The sequence below is a fragment of the Winogradskyella sp. Asnod2-B02-A genome, assembly GCF_045063645.1.
In the GTDB taxonomy this organism is placed as follows: Bacteria; Bacteroidota; Bacteroidia; order Flavobacteriales; family Flavobacteriaceae; genus Winogradskyella.
This window is the reverse complement of the sequence record NZ_JBEFOG010000027.1, coordinates 2324581-2343758: the sequence shown is the minus strand read 5'-3', so window position 1 is coordinate 2343758 and position 19178 is coordinate 2324581. Positions and strand designations below refer to the sequence as shown.

Sequence of the window (19178 nt, the reverse complement as noted above, 5' to 3'; positions counted from 1 at the left end):
ACAAATATCAATTTAAATAAAAGCACCCGTTAAATTCATAAACTAAGCTAAAACACTTCTTTAAATAAGTCAATATTAATATGTAAATTCAATTAAAAGCACCGAAACAATTGAAAAAAACTATCATGCTTATTATTAGTTTACTTTAGATAAATAGAGTAAAGGAACAGTAAAATTGTGATTTCAATTACTACATATTTTAAGAAAGCCAAAAGGTGTAATTATATCCTAAACTTGTAGCAAAAAATTAAGCCTGTCCAGTTGGTCCAAAATTCAAAGGTATTGGAGGTTGCTCATAATCTTTAATTTCACCATGTGCTTTTTCAAAGCGAACAATATTTTCGCCTAAGGCTTTCAATAAACGCTTTGCATGTTGCGGTGTAAGAATAATACGAGACTTTACTTTACTTTTTGGAGTGCCTGGCATAATGCTTACAAAATCCACTACAAATTCTGATACAGAATGATTTATAATTGCTAAATTAGAATAAGTACCTTCGGCTACTTTTTCATCTAATTCAATATTTATTTGACCTTTTTTAGGGTTATTTTTTTCGTCTGCCATGGTAAATTTATTTACGCTTCCTTGAAGAAGGAAGTCTAATTAATTATTATCTAAAATATAAAAGCCTTCAAGTTATATAACTTGAAGGCTTTTGGTTTATTCTACTATTTTAAGAATGAATCTTTGACTCTAGTTGAGGATAAATTCGATTTTAATATTTCGCCTCGCCTTCGGCCAGCTAAATCTAAATCTCATTTAATTAAAATTCATTTCTTCTTTAGCCTTCATCATTTCATTAAATTCTGCTTTAGAACCAACGATGATGTTTTCGTATTCTCTAACACCTGTACCTGCTGGTATTCTATGACCAACAATTACATTTTCTTTAAGTCCTTCTAGTGAATCTACTTTACCGTTTACAGCTGCTTCGTTAAGAACTTTTGTAGTTTCTTGGAACGATGCCGCAGATATAAATGACTTAGTTTGTAATGAAGCTCTAGTAATACCTTGTAATATTGGAGTTGCAGTCGCAGGACTAGCATCTCTTGCTGTTACAAGATTTTTATCTTCCCTTCGTAAACTAGAGTTTTCATCTCTTAAATCTCTAACTGTTACAATTTGACCAGATCTCATATTATTAGAATCACCAGCATCTTCTACCACTTTCATTCCGAAAATCTTATCGTTTTCTTCAATGAAATCTGATTTATGAACTAATTGGTTTTCTAAGAAAATGGTATCACCAGAATCAATAATTCTAACTTTACGCATCATCTGTCTTACAACAACTTCGAAGTGCTTATCATTAATCTTCACACCCTGTAAACGATATACTTCTTGTACTTCATTTACTAAGTATTGCTGAACCGCAGCAGGTCCTTTAATGTTAAGAATATCGTTTGGTGTAATTGAACCATCAGATAAAGGCATACCAGCTTTTACGTAATCATTTTCTTGTACAAGAATTTGACTAGATAACTTCACTAAGTATTTCTTAACCTCACCTAATTTAGACTCGATTATAATTTCACGGTTACCACGCTTAATTTTACCGAAAGACACAACACCATCAATCGCACTCACTACAGCAGGATTAGAAGGGTTACGCGCTTCAAACAATTCTGTTACACGAGGAAGACCACCAGTAATATCACCAGCTTTAGATGATTTACGAGGTATTTTAACTAAAATCTTACCAATATCAATTTTATCACCATCATCAATCATAATGTGTGCTCCAACTGGAAGGTTGTAAGAACGGATTGTTTCACCTTTCTTATCTGTAATCAATAATGTTGGAATTAACTTCTTATTTCTAGATTCTGAAATTACTTTCTCTTGGAAACCAGTTTGTTCATCAATTTCAACTTGGTATGTCACCCCTTGTTCAATGTTTTCATACTTCACTTGACCAGCAAATTCTGAAATAATTACACCGTTATATGGATCCCATTCACAAACTACATCTCCTTTCTTAAGTTTACTTCCATTCTTAGCATAGATGAAAGAACCATAAGGAATATTATTAGTACTTAAAATGATTCCTGTTTTAACATCAACTAATTTCAATTCTGAAGTTCTTGATATTACAACATCAACCTCTTTTCCTTCTTTATCAACAGACTTAACCGTTTTTAAATCTTCAATCTCAGCAATACCATCAAACTTCACAGTTAACTTATTCTCTTCAGAAATGTTACCTGCAATACCACCCACGTGGAAAGTACGCAATGTTAACTGTGTACCTGGCTCACCAATAGATTGAGCAGCTACAACACCAACAGCTTCACCTCGTTGTACCATTTTACCAGTAGCAAGGTTTCGTCCGTAACATTTAACACAGATACCTTTCTTAGCTTCACATGTTAATGGTGATCGTACTTCAATTGAATCAATTGGAGACTCACCAATCTTCTTAGCAATAATATCGTTAATATGATCACCAGACTCTACAATTAACTCTTCAGTTAAAGGATGATATACATCATTAAGAGATGTTCTACCAACGATTCTAGCTTCTAAGCTTTCAACAATTTCTTCATTTTTCTTAAGTGCAGAAACTTCAATTCCTCTTAATGTACCACAATCCTCTTCGTAAACAATTACATCTTGTGAAACATCTACCAAACGACGTGTTAAGTAACCTGCATCGGCAGTTTTAAGAGCCGTATCTGCAAGTCCTTTACGTGCACCGTGAGTAGAGATAAAGTATTCTAAAATTGAAAGTCCTTCCTTAAAGTTAGAAAGAATTGGATTTTCAATAATTTCACCACCTGCTGCTGTAGATTTTTTAGGTTTAGCCATTAATCCACGCATACCTGTTAACTGACGAATCTGTTCTTTAGAACCCCTTGCACCAGAATCAAGCATCATAAATACCGAGTTAAATCCTTGTTGATCTTCACGAATACGCTTCATTGACAATTCCGTCAATTCAGCATTGGTTGATGTCCAAATATCAATAACTTGGTTATAACGTTCGTTATTGGTAATAAGTCCCATATTATAGTTACCCATAATACCATCAACTTGTTTGTTAGCAGCATCAATCATTCCTTGTTTCTCTGCTGGAATAATAATATCACCTAAACTAAATGATAGTCCACCTTGGAATGCAAATTTATACCCTTGAGTCTTAATCTCATCAAGGAAATCTGCAGTTTCAGGTACACTAGTCTTTTTAAGAATACCATGAATGATTTCTCTTAAAGACTTTTTAGTTAATACTTCATTTATATAACCTGCTGCTGGTGGTACTTTTTCGTTGAAAAGTACACGTCCTACAGTTGTTTCTATAATTTGCTTAGTTAATTCACCTTCCTCATTAAAATCAAAAGTTCTTACCTTTATACCAGCATTTAAGTCTACCTGCTTCTCGTTGTAAGCAATTGTAACCTCTTGTGGTGAATAAAAAGTTAAGCCTTCTCCTTTAATTGGCACTTCTGGAGTCGATTTTCTAAGTTTAGTCATATAATATAAACCAAGTACCATATCCTGAGAAGGTACTGTAACTGGAGAACCATTTGCTGGGTTCAATATATTATGTGAAGCCAACATTAATAATTGACATTCTAAAATAGCTTCTGGCCCTAATGGTAAATGCACAGCCATCTGGTCACCATCAAAATCGGCATTAAATGCAGTACACACTAATGGGTGTAACTGAATTGCTTTACCTTCGATAAGTTTAGGTTGGAATGCTTGTATACCAAGTCTGTGTAATGTAGGAGCACGGTTTAAAAGCACTGGATGTCCTTTTAAAACATTCTCTAATATATCCCAAACTACAGGCTCTTTTCTATCTATAATTTTCTTTGCAGATTTTACAGTTTTTACGATACCTCTTTCAATCAGTTTTCTGATGATAAAAGGCTTGTAAAGTTCTGCTGCCATACCTTTAGGCAATCCACATTCAAATAATCTTAATTCTGGTCCAACAACAATTACAGAACGTGCAGAATAATCAACACGCTTACCCAATAAGTTTTGACGGAAACGTCCTTGCTTACCTTTAAGTGAATCTGATAATGATTTTAATGGTCTGTTAGAATCTGTTTTTACAGCAGATGATTTACGTGTGTTATCAAATAATGAATCTACAGATTCTTGTAACATACGTTTTTCATTACGTAAAATAACTTCTGGTGCTTTTATCTCAACTAATCTTTTAAGACGGTTGTTACGGATAATTACACGACGGTATAAATCATTTAAATCTGAAGTTGCAAAACGACCACCATCTAAAGGCACTAAAGGTCTTAATTCTGGTGGAATTACAGGAACAGCCTTCATAATCATCCACTCAGGTCTATTCTCTCTATTTAAATTTGAATCTCTAAATGCCTCTACAACCTGTAAACGTTTTAAAGCTTCAGTTTTACGTTGTTTAGAAGTTTCGTTATTTGCTTTATGTCTTAATTCATATGACAACTCATCTAAATCAATTCTAGCTAACAAATCGATAAGACACTCAGCACCCATCTTTGCAATGAATTTGTTAGGGTCTGTATCATCTAAATATTGATTTTCTTTAGGAAGTGATTCTAAGATATTAAGATACTCTTCTTCTGTAAGGAAATCCATCTTTTGAATTGGTTCTCCTTCAGCATTCATAGCAATACCTGATTGAATAACCACATAGCGCTCATAATAGATTATCATATCTAATTTCTTAGATGGTAATCCAAGAAGGTAACCAATTTTATTTGGTAACGAACGGAAATACCAGATATGTGCTACAGGTACCACTAAATTAATGTGCCCAACACGATCTCTTCGTACTTTCTTTTCAGTTACTTCTACACCACAACGGTCACATACTATACCTTTGTAACGTATTCTTTTATATTTACCACAAGCACATTCAAAATCCTTTACAGGACCAAAAATACGCTCACAGAACAAACCATCTCTTTCTGGTTTGTGAGTTCGATAATTAATAGTTTCTGGCTTTAATACCTCACCACGAGATGCTGCTAAAACAGACTCAGGAGATGCTAAACCAATAGAAATTTTGTTAAATTTCTGTACTGTATTCTTATCTTGTTTTCTTGCCATGTTCTTTATAGTATTCAGTCTTCAGTCTTCAGTACGCAGTGATAACTGCATACTGATGACTGGCTACTATTTTTTATTCTTCTAATCTAATATCTAATCCTAAACCTTTCAATTCGTGCATAAGTACGTTGAATGATTCTGGAAGTCCCGGTTCTGGCATTGGCTCACCCTTAACGATAGCTTCGTAAGTTTTAGCTCTACCAATAACATCATCTGATTTTACAGTTAAGATCTCACGTAATGTACTTGATGCTCCATAAGCCTCAAGTGCCCATACTTCCATCTCACCAAAACGCTGACCACCAAATTGTGCTTTACCACCTAATGGCTGTTGTGTAATTAATGAGTATGGTCCAATAGAACGTGCGTGCATTTTATCATCAATCATGTGACCAAGTTTAATCATATAGATTACACCAACTGTTGCTGGTTGATCAAAACGATCTCCTGTTCCACCATCATAAAGATACGTATGTCCAAATCTTGGTATACCAGCTTCATCAGTGTATGCATTAATTTGGTCTAAAGTAGCACCATCGAAAATTGGAGTAGCATATTTCTTTCCTAAATCTTGACCAGCCCAACCTAAAACGGTTTCATAAATCTGACCAATATTCATACGAGAAGGTACACCAAGTGGATTTAATACAATATCAACTGGAGTTCCATCTTCTAAGAAAGGCATATCTTCTTGACGAACGATACGAGCAACAATACCTTTGTTACCGTGACGACCTGCCATCTTATCACCAACTTTTAGTTTACGCTTTTTAGCGATGTAAACTTTAGCTAATTTTATGATACCTGCAGGTAATTCATCACCCACAGAAACTGTAAACTTCTCACGTCTTAAAGATCCTTGAAGATCATTTTCCTTAATTTTATAATTATGGATTAAATCTGCAACCATTTCATTAGTATGGTCATCAGTAGTCCATTTTCCAGATGTTAAATGCGTATAATCATCTACAGCATTTAACATCTTTAAGGTATACTTTTTACCTTTAGGAATAATTTCTTCACCTAAATCGTTATAAATACCTTGAGCAGTTTTACCATTAACAATGTTGAATAATTTTTCAACTACAACATTTTTAAGGTCATCAAATCTATTGTCATAAGCATTTTCTAATGCTTCAATATCTTCTTTATCTTGTGCTCTCTTACGTTTATCTTTTACGGCTCTAGCGAATAATTTTTTATTAATTACAACACCATTAAGAGATGGAGATGCTTTTAAAGATGCATCTTTTACATCACCTGCTTTATCACCAAAGATAGCTCTAAGAAGTTTTTCTTCTGGAGTTGGATCAGATTCTCCTTTTGGAGTAATCTTACCAATTAAGATATCACCTGGTTTAATCTCCGCACCAATGCGAATCATTCCATTTTCATCTAAATCTTTAGTCGCTTCTTCAGAAACGTTAGGAATATCATTAGTTAACTCTTCGTTACCTAATTTAGTATCTCTAACTTCTAATGAGTACTCATCAATATGAATAGATGTAAATACATCTTCTCTAACAACTTTTTCTGAAATAACGATGGCATCCTCAAAGTTATACCCTTTCCAAGGCATAAAGGCTACTTTCATATTTCTACCAAGTGCTAATTCTCCATTTTCAGTTGCATAACCTTCACAAAGAACCTGTCCTTTAGCAACTTTATCACCTTTCACTACGATTGGTTTTAAGTTGATAGATGTTCCTTGGTTTGTTTTTCTAAATTTAACTAAAGGATATGTTTTAGTATCACTTTCAAAACTAACCATTGCTTCTTCTTCAGTACGCTCATATCTAATGGTGATTTTTTCAGCATCAACATATTCAACAGTACCAGCTCCTTCTGCATTAATTAATACTCTTGAGTCTGATGCTACTTGACGTTCTAAACCAGTACCTACAATTGGTGCTTCAGGACGTAATAAAGGAACGGCCTGACGCATCATGTTAGATCCCATTAATGCACGGTTGGCATCATCATGTTCTAAGAATGGAATTAATGACGCAGAAATTGAAGTAATTTGATTAGGTGCAACATCTGTGTAATCTACTTGTGTTGGATCAATAACTGGGAAATCACCTTCTTGACGAGAAATAATTTTATCAGCTAAGATTTTACCATCCTCATCAACTTTTATAGTCGCTTGCGCGATTAACATATCTTCTTCCTCTTCTGCACTTAAGTATACTGGAGTATTCTTAATATCAACAACACCATTTTCAACTTTACGATATGGTGTTTCAATGAATCCCATTGAATTCACTTTTGCAAATACTGATAAAGAAGAAATTAAACCAATGTTTGGTCCTTCTGGTGTTTCAATAGGACATAAACGTCCATAATGTGTATAGTGAACATCACGTACTTCGAAACCTGCTCTTTCTCTAGATAAACCACCTGGTCCTAATGCTGAAAGACGACGCTTGTGCGTAATCTCAGCAAGAGGATTCGTTTGATCCATAAATTGAGACAACTGGTTAGTACCAAAAAACGAATTAATAACAGACGATAAAGTCTTTGCATTAATTAAATCAATTGGAGTAAATACTTCGTTATCACGCACATTCATACGCTCACGAATAGTACGAGCCATACGTGCTAAACCAACACCAAACTGAGAAGATAACTGCTCACCTACTGTACGTACACGACGGTTAGATAAGTGGTCAATATCATCAATCTCTGCTTTCGAGTTGATAAGTTCAATTAAATATTTTATGATAGTTATGATATCTAATTTGGTCAAAACTTGTTTGTCCATACCAATATCTAACTGTAATTTCTTATTCATTCTATAACGACCTACTTCACCTAAAGAGTAACGTTGATCAGAGAAAAATAATTTGTCAATAATACCACGCGCCGTTTCTTCATCTGGCGGCTCAGCATTACGTAATTGACGATAGATGTGCTCAACAGCTTCTTTTTCAGAGTTTGTTGGATCTTTCTGTAATGTATTATGGATAATTGCATAATCTCCTTGTTGCGCACTTTCTTTATGTAAAAGGATTGTTTTTACATCAGCTTCAAGAATTTCTTCAATATTGTCTTTGTCTATAATTGTGTCACGATCTAATACAATTTCGTTACGCTCAATAGATACAACTTCACCTGTATCTTCATCAACGAAATCCTCATGCCATGTATTCAATACACGAGCAGCTAATTTACGACCTATAACTTTCTTCAAACCTGACTTAGAAACTTTTACTTCTTCCGCAAGATCGAAAATTTCTAAAATATCTTTATCACGCTCAAAACCGATAGCACGGAAAAGCGTTGTAACTGGTAATTTTTTCTTTCTATCAATATAAGCATACATTACTTGATTGATATCTGTAGCAAATTCTATCCAAGATCCCTTGAAAGGAATTACTCTTGCAGAATACAATTTAGTTCCATTAGCATGAAAAGACTGGCTAAAGAATACACCTGGTGATCTATGTAACTGAGAAACTACTACACGCTCTGCACCATTGATACAAAATGTACCACTCGGAGTCATGTAAGGAATTGTACCTAAATATACATCTTGAACGATTGTTTCGAAATCCTCATGTTCTGGATCCGTACAATACAATTTCAATCTTGCTTTTAAAGGCACACTGTATGTTAATCCTCTTTCGATACATTCTTCTATAGAATATCTTGGTGGATCTATAAAGTAATCTAAAAATTCTAATACGAATTGATTACGCGTGTCTGTGATTGGGAAGTTCTCCATGAAGGTGTTGTACAAACCTTCAGTGCCTCTTTCTTCTGACTTTGTTTCTAATTGGAAAAAATCCTGGAAGGATTTAATTTGAATATCCAAAAAGTCTGGGTAATCTGTCCTATTTACAATAGAAGAGAAATTAATTCTTTCAGCCTTTTTTGCTAACATTGATGAACGAGATTTTAATAAATAAAAACTAAAAAATGCATATAACGTTTATATACACAAAAGGGTTTAGGTCTTAGAGTACGACTCCAGACCTAAACCTTGTATTGTTGAATGAGTAAGCTTACTTAAGCTCAACCTCAGCTCCAGCCTCTTCTAATTGAGATTTTAAAGCTTCTGCTTCATCTTTAGAAACACCTTCTTTAATTGCACTTGGTGCATCATCAACTAAACCTTTTGCTTCTTTTAAACCTAAACCAGTTAATTCTTTAACTAATTTTACTACAGCTAGTTTAGAACCACCTGCCGCTTTTAAGATTACATCAAATTCAGTTTGCTCTTCAGCAGCGTCACCACCACCTGCAGCTGGACCAGCCATAGCTACTGCAGCAGCAGCAGGCTCGATACCGTACTCATCTTTTAATATAGTTGCTAATTCGTTAACTTCTTTTACTGTTAAGTTAACTAATTGTTCTGCGAAATCTTTTAAATCTGCCATTTTTCTATTGTTTAATAATGTGTGTTATAATATAATTTTCTATTGTGTAATTCTAATATTATCCTTCTCTTTCGGATAATGTTTTAACGATACCTGCGATTTTTCCACCACTAGATTTAAGCGCTGAGATAACGTTCTTAGCAGGAGACTGTAGTAAACCTACAATTTCACCAATAAGTTCTTCTCTTGACTTGATATCTACTAATGCATCTAATAAATCGTCACCTATGTAAACCGATTCCTCAATGAAAGCACCTTTTAATAAAGGCTTTTCAGATTTTTTACGGAATTCTTTAATTACTTTGGCTGGTCCATTACCTGTTTCAGAATACATTACTGATGTATTTCCTTTTAAAGTTGTAGGTAAATCACCGAATTCTCTATCCGATGCTTCCATTGCTTTCTCTAAAAGTGTATTCTTAACAACTGCTAATTTAATATTAGCTTTAAAACAGGCTCTTCTTAAATTTGAAGTTGCAACTGCATCTAATCCTGAAATATCAGTTAAATAGATATTTGTATTATCTGCTAATTGAGCAGTTAACTCTTCAATTACTTGGGATTTTTCTTCTCTTGTCATAATATTCTAAGTTTACTACTATCCTATTTTTGTATCAACTGCTATACTTGGACTCATGGTACTAGACATATAAATGCTTTTAACATAAACTCCTTTTGAAGCAGTTGGCTTTAATTTCATTATTGTAGATAACAACTCTTGAGCATTGCCAATAATTTTATCAGTACTAAACGATGCTTTACCTATTGGTGCATGAACAATACCTGTTTTATCTACCTTAAAATCTATTTTACCAGCTTTTACTTCTGCAACCGCTTTAGCTACATCCATAGTTACTGTACCTGTCTTAGGGTTTGGCATAAGACCTCTTGGTCCCAATACTCTACCTAATGGTCCTAACTTACCCATAATGCTTGGCATAGTAACGATAACGTCAACATCTGTCCAACCATCTTTAATTTTCTGTAAGTATTCATCTAACCCAACATAATCAGCACCCGCTTCTTTAGCTTCGGCTTCTTTATCTGGTGTTACAAGCGCAAGAACCTTCATGTCTTTACCTGTACCATGTGGTAATGAAACTACACCACGAACCATTTGATTGGCCTTACGTGGATCTACACCTAATCTGATTGCTAAATCGATAGAAGCATCAAACTTTGTATATGTAATTTCTTTTAGTAAAGCTGAAGCTTCTTCTAAAGAGTAAATTTTGTTATTATCAACCTTTGCTCTTGCTTCTTTTTGCTTCTTTGTTAATCTTGCCATTTCTAAAAATTTAGTTTGGAGCTTCTCCTCCTTTAACAGTGATACCCATAGATCTTGCTGTACCGGCAACCATTTTCATAGCTGATCCGATTTCAAACGCATTTAAATCTACCATTTTGTCTTCAGCAATCGCTTTTACTTGATCCCAAGTTACTTTTGCTACTTTACGTCGGTTTGGTTCACCTGATCCTTTCTTTACTTTGGCCGCTTCTAATAATTGTACTGCTGCTGGTGGAGTCTTGATTACAAAATCAAACGATTTGTCTTTGTAAACAGAGATTGCCACAGGTAAAACTTTACCTTGTTTATCTTGTGTTCTAGCGTTAAATTGCTTACAGAACTCCATGATATTAACTCCAGCGGCACCTAAAGCGGGTCCTACCGGTGGCGATGGATTCGCAGCACCTCCCCGAACTTGTAGCTTAACTACTTTGTCTATTTCTTTTGCCATTTCTTAATGTTTATACGTTTATCTATATTGGAAGCATAGACTAACGCTCTTTATTGTAACAATTATTAAACTTTTTCTACTTGCATATAACTTAACTCTAATGGTGTTTTTCTTCCAAAAATCTTAACCATTACCTCAAGCTTACGCTTTTCTTCATTAATCTTTTCAATAGTACCATCAAAACCGTTGAATGGACCATCAATAACTTTCACAGTTTCACCTTTAGTAAATGGTATTGCCACATTTGCATCAGCCTCTACAGATAACTCATCTACTTTACCTAACATTCTATTTACTTCAGACTGTCTTAAAGGCACAGGATCCCCTCCTTTTGTCTCACCTAAAAAACCGATAACATTAGTAATCGATTTAATAATATGAGGAATCTCACCACTTAAATTGGCTTGAACCATTATATAACCAGGAAAATAAACTTTTTCCTTTTGTATTTTCTTTCCGTTACGGATTTGAATAACTTTTTCGGTTGGTACCAAAACTTGATCAACAAAATCTTCTAGACCTAATCTTGAAATTTCATTTTCAATATAAGCTTTAATTTTGTTTTCTTGACCGCTTACCGCTCTAACAACATACCATTTTTTATCGGACATATTCTTCTTGTAAATTGTTAGTGAATCATTTCAAAATAAGCCTTAACCGCTCTACTAAATACGGTATCAACTCCCCAAATAGCTAATGAAAAAATAATTGAAAACACAGCTACAATTACCGTTAATTTTTGAGCTTCTGGCCATGGAGTCCATGACACGTTATTCTTCAACTCTTCAAACGATTCTTTTATATATGTTATTAATCCTGCCATTTGATACTTTACTTTATTAAGAATTATAAAAATAATCCAATGTTTAATTTCGCACGGGTTGAGAGACTCGAACTCACGACACCTGGTTTTGGAGACCAGTGCTCTACCAACTGAGCTAAACCCGTAAACAATAATCAAGGCATCCCGAAATATCGAGACACCTTAATTAAATATTTTAACTATTTTGTTTAGTCTAAAATTTCAGTAACCTGACCAGCACCAACTGTTCTACCACCTTCACGGATAGCGAAACGTAAACCTACGTTCATTGCAATTGGTTGGATTAACTCAACTGTAATTGTTAAGTTATCACCAGGCATCACCATTTCAACACCATCTGGAAGCGCAATGTTTCCAGTTACATCCGTTGTACGAACGTAAAACTGTGGACGGTAATTATTATGGAATGGAGTGTGACGTCCACCTTCTTCTTTTTTCAATACGTAAACCTCAGCTTTAAATTTAGCGTGTGGTGTTACAGAACCAGGCTTAGTAATTACCATACCTCTAGAAATTTGAGACTTCTCAATACCTCTTAATAAGATACCAGCATTATCACCAGCTTCACCTCTATCTAAAATCTGACGGAACATTTCAATACCAGTAATAGTAGATGTTAATTTCTCAGCACCCATACCGATAATCTCAACAGGATCACCTGTATTAGCTACACCAGTTTCAATACGACCAGTTGCAACAGTACCACGACCAGTAATTGAGAATACATCTTCAATTGGCATTAAGAAAGGCTTGTCCATATCACGAACAGGCTCTTCAATCCAAGCATCACAAGCTTCCATCAATTCCATTACAGAATCAACCCACTTTTGCTCACCATTAAGCGCACCTAAAGCAGAACCAGCAATTACAGGACCATTGTCACCATCATATTCATAGAAAGATAACAAATCTCTAATCTCCATATCAACCAACTCTAACAACTCTTCATCATCAACCATATCCACTTTATTCATGAATACAACGATACGAGGAATTCCTACCTGACGACCAAGTAAAATGTGCTCACGAGTTTGTGGCATAGGACCATCTGTTGCAGCAACAACTAAAATAGCACCATCCATTTGAGCAGCACCTGTAACCATGTTCTTTACGTAATCCGCGTGACCTGGACAGTCAACGTGAGCGTAGTGACGATTAGCAGTTGCATATTCTACGTGAGAAGTATTAATTGTTATACCTCTTTCTTTTTCTTCTGGTGCATTATCAATTTGATCAAATGATCTTGCTTCAGATAAACCTGCATCAGCTAATACTTTAGTAATAGCAGCAGTTAAAGTTGTTTTACCGTGATCTACGTGCCCAATAGTACCTATGTTTAAGTGTGGTTTTGAACGATCGAAAGTTGCCTTTGCCATGTTTAATTTATTTTATTCTTGTTAAATATTAGTGTTCAATTGTTATTTCTAATCTATTACTTAGAAAAAAGAGCCAATGACGAGAATTGAACTCGTGACCTCTTCCTTACCAAGGAAACGCTCTACCCCTGAGCTACACCGGCTTTTCACTTAAGATAGCCGATTTCCGAATTACGATATAAAAGTCTAAATCTTAACTCGTAAATTTTAGAGCGAGAGACCGGGTTCGAACCGGCGACATTCAGCTTGGAAGGCTGACGCTCTACCAACTGAGCTACTCTCGCATTTTATCAAAATTTTTACACTTTGAAAGGTAATTAATATTTCATTTTAAACGACTCCATAAATGGAATCATTTTTTTTTTTGCAAAAGTAGCTTAATGAAATTTAATTATCAAAACTATTTGCAAAAATATTTGTGGGGAGAGCAGGATTCGAACCTGCGAAGACGTAGTCAGCAGATTTACAGTCTGCCCTCGTTGGCCGCTTGAGTATCTCCCCAAAACTTAATTTCAATATTTCAAACAATAAAAGTTTACTTTTTTAATCAAAAAATCAAACTTTTAAAGAGCCGATGGAGGGACTCGAACCCACGACCTGCTGATTACAAATCAGCTGCTCTAGCCAGCTGAGCTACATCGGCTTTTTATACTTTTTCAAGATCAAAAACTGACCATAAAAAAGTCCGCTATTTCTAACGGACTGCAAATGTAAGACTTTATTTTACTATTCAAAACATTTTTTTAAAAAAATTTAACTATGTGACCTTAATTTTTCTTTTCGCTTTTTGATTTGCCTTCCTAATGAGGCAATTGCGGCATCTGCACCTTCCTCAAAAGATTTACATTGCTTCTTAACAACGAAGCTATCTCCTGGCACACTTACTTTAACTTCGAATATTTTATTTTCTTTATCACTTGTATTTTCTACTTTTAAATACACATCGGACTGAATTATTTTATCATAAAATAAATCTAATTTATCCATTCGCTTCTGAATGAAATCTATCAGTTTACTATCTGCTGTAAAATTAACGGATTGAGTGTTTACTTTCATTTATTTAGTTTTAAGTTAAACATGAGTACTAAAACGCATTTGTTTAGTACTTATTTATTGATTATTCGCATTAAGTTATAATTAACTTTGATTTCTTGGATGCGACTTCGCATGTACTTTTTTTAATTCAGCTATACTATTATGCGTATATACCTGAGTAGCTGCTAAACTTGTATGTCCAAGAAGTTCTTTTACGGTGTTTAAATCTGCACCTTGATTTAACAAGTGCGTTGCAAACGAATGTCTAATTACATGAGGGCTGCATTTTGCTTTCGTAGATGCTTCACTAAAATACTTATTTATTATTCTGTAAACAAGCTTTTCATAAATTTTAAGACCACCATTTGTTAAAAATAGCTGTTCCTTATCTTTAACTATTGGTAATTTGTTTCTATATTCTAAATAACAATTAAAGGACTTTGATAACGATTCTATTAAAGGGATATACCTTTCTTTTTTTCGTTTACCCAATACCTTTATTTGGTTGTTGCTTTTATCTACATCTATTAGTTTCAAATTTACAAGCTCAATTCGTCTAATTCCAGTAGCGTAAAATAACTCAATAATAAAATGATTTCTGGCACTTTCAAAATCATCTACTATTATCGAATTTTCTAATACAGTTTTTAATTCTTGTTCTGAAAATGGTAATTGTGCTTTTTTTCCAACTTTTAAGGCTTTATGCTGCTTTAATGGATTTATCTTAATGTCTTCTGTTTTTTGTAAGTACTTATAATAAGTGTTTAATGAAGATACTTTTCTGTTAATAGTTCGATTAGAAATACCTGCATCTACTAACGTTACAATCCATTGTCTAATTTCAGAATATCCAACTGCTCTTAAATCTTCAGAATAATTATATTGATTTAAAAAGGTTTGAAAATTTTCAATATCCTTTGTATAGGCCAATACAGTATGGTTAGAATATTTTTTTTCTAATAATAAATACTCTGAAAAGAATTTAATACTCATTCAACTAGTTTCAATAAGAATAAATATAACGATTAGTTGGTATAATTTAGCATAATATTAAAAATCCTGCATTTTGGCAGGATTTAAACTAAACAATAAAAAAATTACTTTACCGACCACACTGAATAACTTTTTGGTGGTGCTTGTATTTTAACCCATTTACCATATTGAGTAGTAGGTTCCCAAGCAGAGTGACCTGTATAATCTTTAATAATAGTATTAGACCAATTGGTTTCTATCCATCTTTCTTGCCATGCATCTGAATTATTAATATAAACTACAAGCCCAGAATTATTATATCCATTTCTTCTCGCAATATATTCATCTGTGTCCGCATGTAATATATTTGTTGTTCCACCAGCCAAATTATTATGAATCCATATTAAATTATTCAATCGCTCTTTATTTAGCCATTCCTCATAGTCTTTATAAAATATAGTCGGATATCCTTCGTGAGTTAATATATAAGCATAAGCCAAAATTTTATTATTTATAATTTCATCTGTATCATGGTTAGCTACAAATGTCATTGCCCTTGAAGCATTTTGTTTCCACAACATATTATCATTAAGAACACTTAGGTTATTTCCCATAAACGCATCTTTCATTTTATAATAACACGCAAAATCAAAAGCACTTGCTTCCGCAGTACTTGTCCACCAATCTAAGGTTGATACATTGCTATCCCAATATTCACCAACGGCAAAACCACCAGCTTCATCTTTCCATGCTTTTACAACCCAAGGTTCAAAACCTTTAACATAATCAAAACGCCATCCATCAAAACCTATAACATCTCTATAATATTTTGCCACACTATTTGAATTATTCCATAACCAATCTTGCACATAAGTTTGATTGTGACATAAATCTGGATAACCTCCAAATGCTCCAGTATCATTAGAGTGTATATTATTGGCATGAAAATCATTAGCTGAGCGATAAAAATTACCTGACATAGGATTAAAATCCGTCCATGTATTACCTCCAGCATATGGATTAGCCTCACTTGCTCCTCCACTATTGTGATTAATTACTATATCTGCTATTACACTAAGTCCATTTTGATGTGCTGCATCAATTAATTTTGTAAGCTCAGTTCTGGATCCAAAACGTGTTTCAACACTTCCCATTTGGTTGTATTCCCCAAAATCAAAATAATCAAAAGGATCGTAACCCATAGAAAAAGGGCCATTTTGTGCCTTTGAAGCTGGAGGAAGCCAAATGGCATCAATACCAGCATTACTCCAATCTGCTACTTTAGAGTTTACAGTGTTCCACCAAGTTCCGCCTGCTGGAACATCCCAATAAAAAGCTTGCATCATAACACCTGAACCAATTGGTTTCAGTCCATCACGTTTAGCATATTCTACTGTTGTCTCGTTAGTTTGCGCTGATTGTTCTTCCGCAAAAATTTCATCCTGACTACAATTAAAAAGGAATAGCATTAAACAGACAAGAACAATGATTTTTAAATACTTCATGAATATTAAGATTTTTTTATATCTCTAAATTTACATGAATAATGACTTCAATAGAAACCCAATAATTCACGAAAACGTTTGCGTGTTGATAAATTACCAATTATCAGTATAAAAAAATGATGAAAAACAAAAAAACTCATGAATAAATTCACGAGTTTTCAATTTTATAGGTCTAAGACCTATATTTCAAATTTATTACTTCAAAATTAAGTCGCAGGCTTATAGTCTTTATTATCAATTACCATTTTAGCGATAATCTCTTTTAAGATTTCGGAAGTTCCTCCACCTATTGGACCTAATCGGCTATCTCTAGACATACGTGCTAATGGATATTCTTCCATATAGCCATAACCTCCTAAAAACTGAAGACATTGGTAAATAACATCATCTGCCATTTTAGTCGATTGAAGTTTAGACATTGTTGCTTCTTTTACAACATAATCACCCATGTCTAATCTTTTTGCAACATAGTAGTTAAATTGCTTACAGATTTCCATCTGTGTTTCACAATCTGCATAAGTATGTCTTAAAGCTTGAAATTTATCTATAGTTCTACCAAAGGCAGTTCTTTCAGACATATATTGTTTTGCGTATTCTAAAGCATATTCTGCCCTAGCATGCGAATTCACTCCCATTATTAATCGCTCTAGCGCAAAATGTTGCATAATATATGGAAACCCTTGACCTTCTTCTCCCATTAAATTAGAAGCAGGAATTACAACATTATCAAATGCAATCTCACCAGTATCTGAAGCTCTCCATCCCAACTTATCTAATTTTGTTGCTGAGATACCTGGCGTATCTCTATCCATTACAAAAATGCTAATACCTTTATTTCCTAATTCCGGACTCGTTTTAGCAGCAACCACTAAATAATCACTATAAACTCCATTAGTTATAAATGTTTTTGACCCATTAATCACATAGGTATCACCTTTTTTCACTGCAGTTGTGCGCATACCAGCCACATCACTTCCTCCAAAAGGTTCAGTAATACAAAGACATCCTATGGCATCACCTAAAGCACTAGGTGTTAAATATTTTTCTTTTTGTTCATGATTTCCTTCTTTGTTAAGATGTGTCATCGCTAAATATGCATGTGCCCACATTGCTGCTGCAAATCCACCAGAATTTATGCGTTGCATTTCTTCAAGAAAAATAACGGTATAAAATAAATCTAAATCTAAGCCTCCATAAGCTTCTGGTGTTGCTAAACCAAAATAACCCATATCACCAAATTTTTTCCAGATGAAACGCTCAATATGACCTGTTTCTTCCCATTTGTCAATATGCGGTACAACTTCTTTTTTTAAGAATTCTCTGAGGCTTTCTCGGAATAAATTGTGCTCTTCTGTAAAATATAAATTAGACATAAATTGTTGTTTGTTATAAGTACAAATATAACTTAATTATATCGAATTTTTTGATGGGGAAATCTTCAACTTTCATTAACTCTTCTATAGATTTAAAGCCGTCTCTTAGGCTTCGTTCTTCAATAATATTATGAGCTACTTCGTAATCAACAAATTGAATGGTGACCAACTCATCCCTAGTTGCCGTATTAAGATTAAAGGTTTTAATTGCTCTTGGTGTTTTTACTGTGAAATCATTTTTAATACGCTCTATAACTTCTGGAGATAACCCATAAATTTCACTAAGTTGAACATCTGAAATAAACCCTCCTTTATACTTGTTTCGATATTTTATTATCCGTTCAGATAATTTTTCTCCAACACCATACACCTTTTTTAACTGACTTGCTGTTGCTAAATTTAGGTCTACCTTCTGATTATACAATTTTGGTGATGAAGAATTTGAATATGAATTACTGTAAGTTTTAGCCTTTGGCTTAGGATTTGTTACCCAATCTGGGAATTTAAAATAAGGTGAAATTATATCTAAAAATGAATCTGAAACTTTGGTGATTTTTTGAAAATCTTTAGCGGAATTAACCCATTGGTTACTTTCTCTAAATTTATGAAGTCTATCAATTTCTTCATTTGTCATTCCTAAAGTATAACCTTTATAATCTGTTATATAATTTGGGTTGAAAGGATAAATTTTTGGTTTCCTATTTTCTATTTCAACCAGACGTAATGAATCTACTTCTTTTCTAAACGTTTCTAGTTTACTTTCGTTTTCAGGTATATCCTCAGTTGTACTTGTGAGAATATTAGGCATAAACCAATATACACATTGAAAAATTACGATTACTGCCAACAATAAAAAAATCCCATTCCTTTGTTGATTAGTAAACAAGAAATGGGATTTCATACGTTATAAT

15 protein-coding genes and 5 tRNA genes are annotated in these 19178 nt (G+C 33.8%); all 20 read right to left on the bottom strand.

Annotated elements, in window-relative coordinates:
- Positions 1-247: 247 nt before the first annotated feature.
- Positions 248-565 carry a DUF3467 domain-containing protein gene (locus ACJJVO_RS18045; protein WP_405576658.1) on the bottom strand — a complete coding sequence of 106 codons (318 nt, stop codon included), beginning with the start codon at positions 563-565 and terminating at the stop codon, positions 248-250.
- A 195-nt stretch (positions 566-760) separates the two neighbouring features.
- Entirely contained in the window at positions 761-5062 is a 4302-nt protein-coding gene (gene rpoC, locus ACJJVO_RS18040; RefSeq protein ID WP_405576656.1) for a DNA-directed RNA polymerase subunit beta', read from the bottom strand.
- Between the two features lie 73 nt (positions 5063-5135).
- Complete coding sequence (rpoB, locus tag ACJJVO_RS18035) at positions 5136-8948, bottom strand: DNA-directed RNA polymerase subunit beta (protein ID WP_405576654.1); 3813 nt, start codon at positions 8946-8948, stop codon at positions 5136-5138.
- A 121-nt stretch (positions 8949-9069) separates the two neighbouring features.
- On the bottom strand, positions 9070-9444 hold the full coding sequence (gene rplL, locus ACJJVO_RS18030; protein ID WP_092446939.1) for a 50S ribosomal protein L7/L12: 375 nt from the start codon (positions 9442-9444) through the stop codon (positions 9070-9072).
- A 58-nt stretch (positions 9445-9502) separates the two neighbouring features.
- On the bottom strand, positions 9503-10024 hold the full coding sequence (gene rplJ / locus ACJJVO_RS18025) for a 50S ribosomal protein L10 (RefSeq protein ID WP_092469063.1): 522 nt from the start codon (positions 10022-10024) through the stop codon (positions 9503-9505).
- 18 nt (positions 10025-10042) lie between these two features.
- Positions 10043-10732, bottom strand: a complete 690-nt coding sequence (rplA, locus tag ACJJVO_RS18020) for a 50S ribosomal protein L1 (protein WP_405576649.1) — start codon at positions 10730-10732, stop codon at positions 10043-10045.
- A 10-nt stretch (positions 10733-10742) separates the two neighbouring features.
- A complete protein-coding gene (gene rplK, locus ACJJVO_RS18015) occupies positions 10743-11183 on the bottom strand; it encodes a 50S ribosomal protein L11 (RefSeq protein WP_020896666.1) in 441 nt (146 codons plus the stop codon).
- Positions 11184-11248: 65 nt separating this feature from the next.
- Positions 11249-11794, bottom strand: a complete 546-nt coding sequence (nusG, locus tag ACJJVO_RS18010) for a transcription termination/antitermination protein NusG (protein ID WP_115816381.1) — start codon at positions 11792-11794, stop codon at positions 11249-11251.
- Positions 11795-11811: 17 nt separating this feature from the next.
- A complete protein-coding gene (gene secE, locus ACJJVO_RS18005; RefSeq protein ID WP_178989339.1) occupies positions 11812-12006 on the bottom strand; it encodes a preprotein translocase subunit SecE in 195 nt (64 codons plus the stop codon).
- A gap of 52 nt (positions 12007-12058) precedes the next feature.
- A tRNA-Trp gene (locus tag ACJJVO_RS18000) sits at positions 12059-12131 on the bottom strand.
- Between the two features lie 63 nt (positions 12132-12194).
- Positions 12195-13382 (bottom strand): elongation factor Tu, encoded by a 1188-nt coding sequence (gene tuf, locus ACJJVO_RS17995; protein ID WP_405576646.1) that lies wholly within the window; start codon positions 13380-13382, stop codon positions 12195-12197.
- Positions 13383-13453: 71 nt separating this feature from the next.
- Positions 13454-13525: transfer RNA gene (locus ACJJVO_RS17990), tRNA-Thr, on the bottom strand.
- A 68-nt stretch (positions 13526-13593) separates the two neighbouring features.
- Positions 13594-13666, bottom strand: a tRNA-Gly gene (locus ACJJVO_RS17985).
- Positions 13667-13801: 135 nt separating this feature from the next.
- Positions 13802-13883, bottom strand: a tRNA-Tyr gene (locus tag ACJJVO_RS17980).
- A 68-nt stretch (positions 13884-13951) separates the two neighbouring features.
- A tRNA-Thr gene (locus tag ACJJVO_RS17975) sits at positions 13952-14025 on the bottom strand.
- 110 nt (positions 14026-14135) lie between these two features.
- Positions 14136-14438, bottom strand: coding sequence for a ribosome hibernation-promoting factor, HPF/YfiA family (gene hpf / locus ACJJVO_RS17970; RefSeq protein ID WP_405576644.1), 303 nt, complete (start codon positions 14436-14438; stop codon positions 14136-14138).
- Between the two features lie 81 nt (positions 14439-14519).
- Positions 14520-15410 carry a tyrosine-type recombinase/integrase gene (locus ACJJVO_RS17965; RefSeq protein WP_405576642.1) on the bottom strand — a complete coding sequence of 297 codons (891 nt, stop codon included), beginning with the start codon at positions 15408-15410 and terminating at the stop codon, positions 14520-14522.
- Between the two features lie 104 nt (positions 15411-15514).
- Positions 15515-16894: an alpha-amylase gene (locus tag ACJJVO_RS17960; RefSeq protein ID WP_405576640.1), complete on the bottom strand. Its 1380-nt coding sequence runs from the start codon at positions 16892-16894 to the stop codon at positions 15515-15517.
- Between the two features lie 206 nt (positions 16895-17100).
- Positions 17101-18267: an acyl-CoA dehydrogenase family protein gene (locus ACJJVO_RS17955; RefSeq protein ID WP_282032018.1), complete on the bottom strand. Its 1167-nt coding sequence runs from the start codon at positions 18265-18267 to the stop codon at positions 17101-17103.
- A 13-nt stretch (positions 18268-18280) separates the two neighbouring features.
- Positions 18281-19168, bottom strand: coding sequence for a ComEA family DNA-binding protein (locus ACJJVO_RS17950; RefSeq protein WP_405576638.1), 888 nt, complete (start codon positions 19166-19168; stop codon positions 18281-18283).
- Positions 19169-19178 lie beyond the last annotated feature (10 nt).

Excerpts from the sequence above, each read along its gene's own strand:
- rplJ (WP_092469063.1), bottom strand. The coding sequence starts at position 10,024 with ATGACAAGAGAAGAAAAATCCCAAGTAATTGAAGAGTTAACTGCTCAA.
- rpoB (WP_405576654.1), bottom strand. The coding sequence starts at position 8,948 with ATGTTAGCAAAAAAGGCTGAAAGAATTAATTTCTCTTCTATTGTAAAT.
- secE (WP_178989339.1), bottom strand. The coding sequence starts at position 12,006 with ATGGCAGGATTAATAACATATATAAAAGAATCGTTTGAAGAGTTGAAG.
- nusG (WP_115816381.1), bottom strand. The coding sequence starts at position 11,794 with ATGTCCGATAAAAAATGGTATGTTGTTAGAGCGGTAAGCGGTCAAGAA.
- hpf (WP_405576644.1), bottom strand. The coding sequence starts at position 14,438 with ATGAAAGTAAACACTCAATCCGTTAATTTTACAGCAGATAGTAAACTG.
- rplK (WP_020896666.1), bottom strand. The coding sequence starts at position 11,183 with ATGGCAAAAGAAATAGACAAAGTAGTTAAGCTACAAGTTCGGGGAGGT.
- ACJJVO_RS17965 (WP_405576642.1), bottom strand. The coding sequence starts at position 15,410 with ATGAGTATTAAATTCTTTTCAGAGTATTTATTATTAGAAAAAAAATAT.
- tuf (WP_405576646.1), bottom strand. The coding sequence starts at position 13,382 with ATGGCAAAGGCAACTTTCGATCGTTCAAAACCACACTTAAACATAGGT.
- rplA (WP_405576649.1), bottom strand. The coding sequence starts at position 10,732 with ATGGCAAGATTAACAAAGAAGCAAAAAGAAGCAAGAGCAAAGGTTGAT.
- ACJJVO_RS18045 (WP_405576658.1), bottom strand. The coding sequence starts at position 565 with ATGGCAGACGAAAAAAATAACCCTAAAAAAGGTCAAATAAATATTGAA.
- ACJJVO_RS17955 (WP_282032018.1), bottom strand. The coding sequence starts at position 18,267 with ATGTCTAATTTATATTTTACAGAAGAGCACAATTTATTCCGAGAAAGC.
- rplL (WP_092446939.1), bottom strand. The coding sequence starts at position 9,444 with ATGGCAGATTTAAAAGATTTCGCAGAACAATTAGTTAACTTAACAGTA.
- ACJJVO_RS17960 (WP_405576640.1), bottom strand. The coding sequence starts at position 16,894 with ATGAAGTATTTAAAAATCATTGTTCTTGTCTGTTTAATGCTATTCCTT.
- ACJJVO_RS17950 (WP_405576638.1), bottom strand. The coding sequence starts at position 19,168 with ATGAAATCCCATTTCTTGTTTACTAATCAACAAAGGAATGGGATTTTT.
- rpoC (WP_405576656.1), bottom strand. The coding sequence starts at position 5,062 with ATGGCAAGAAAACAAGATAAGAATACAGTACAGAAATTTAACAAAATT.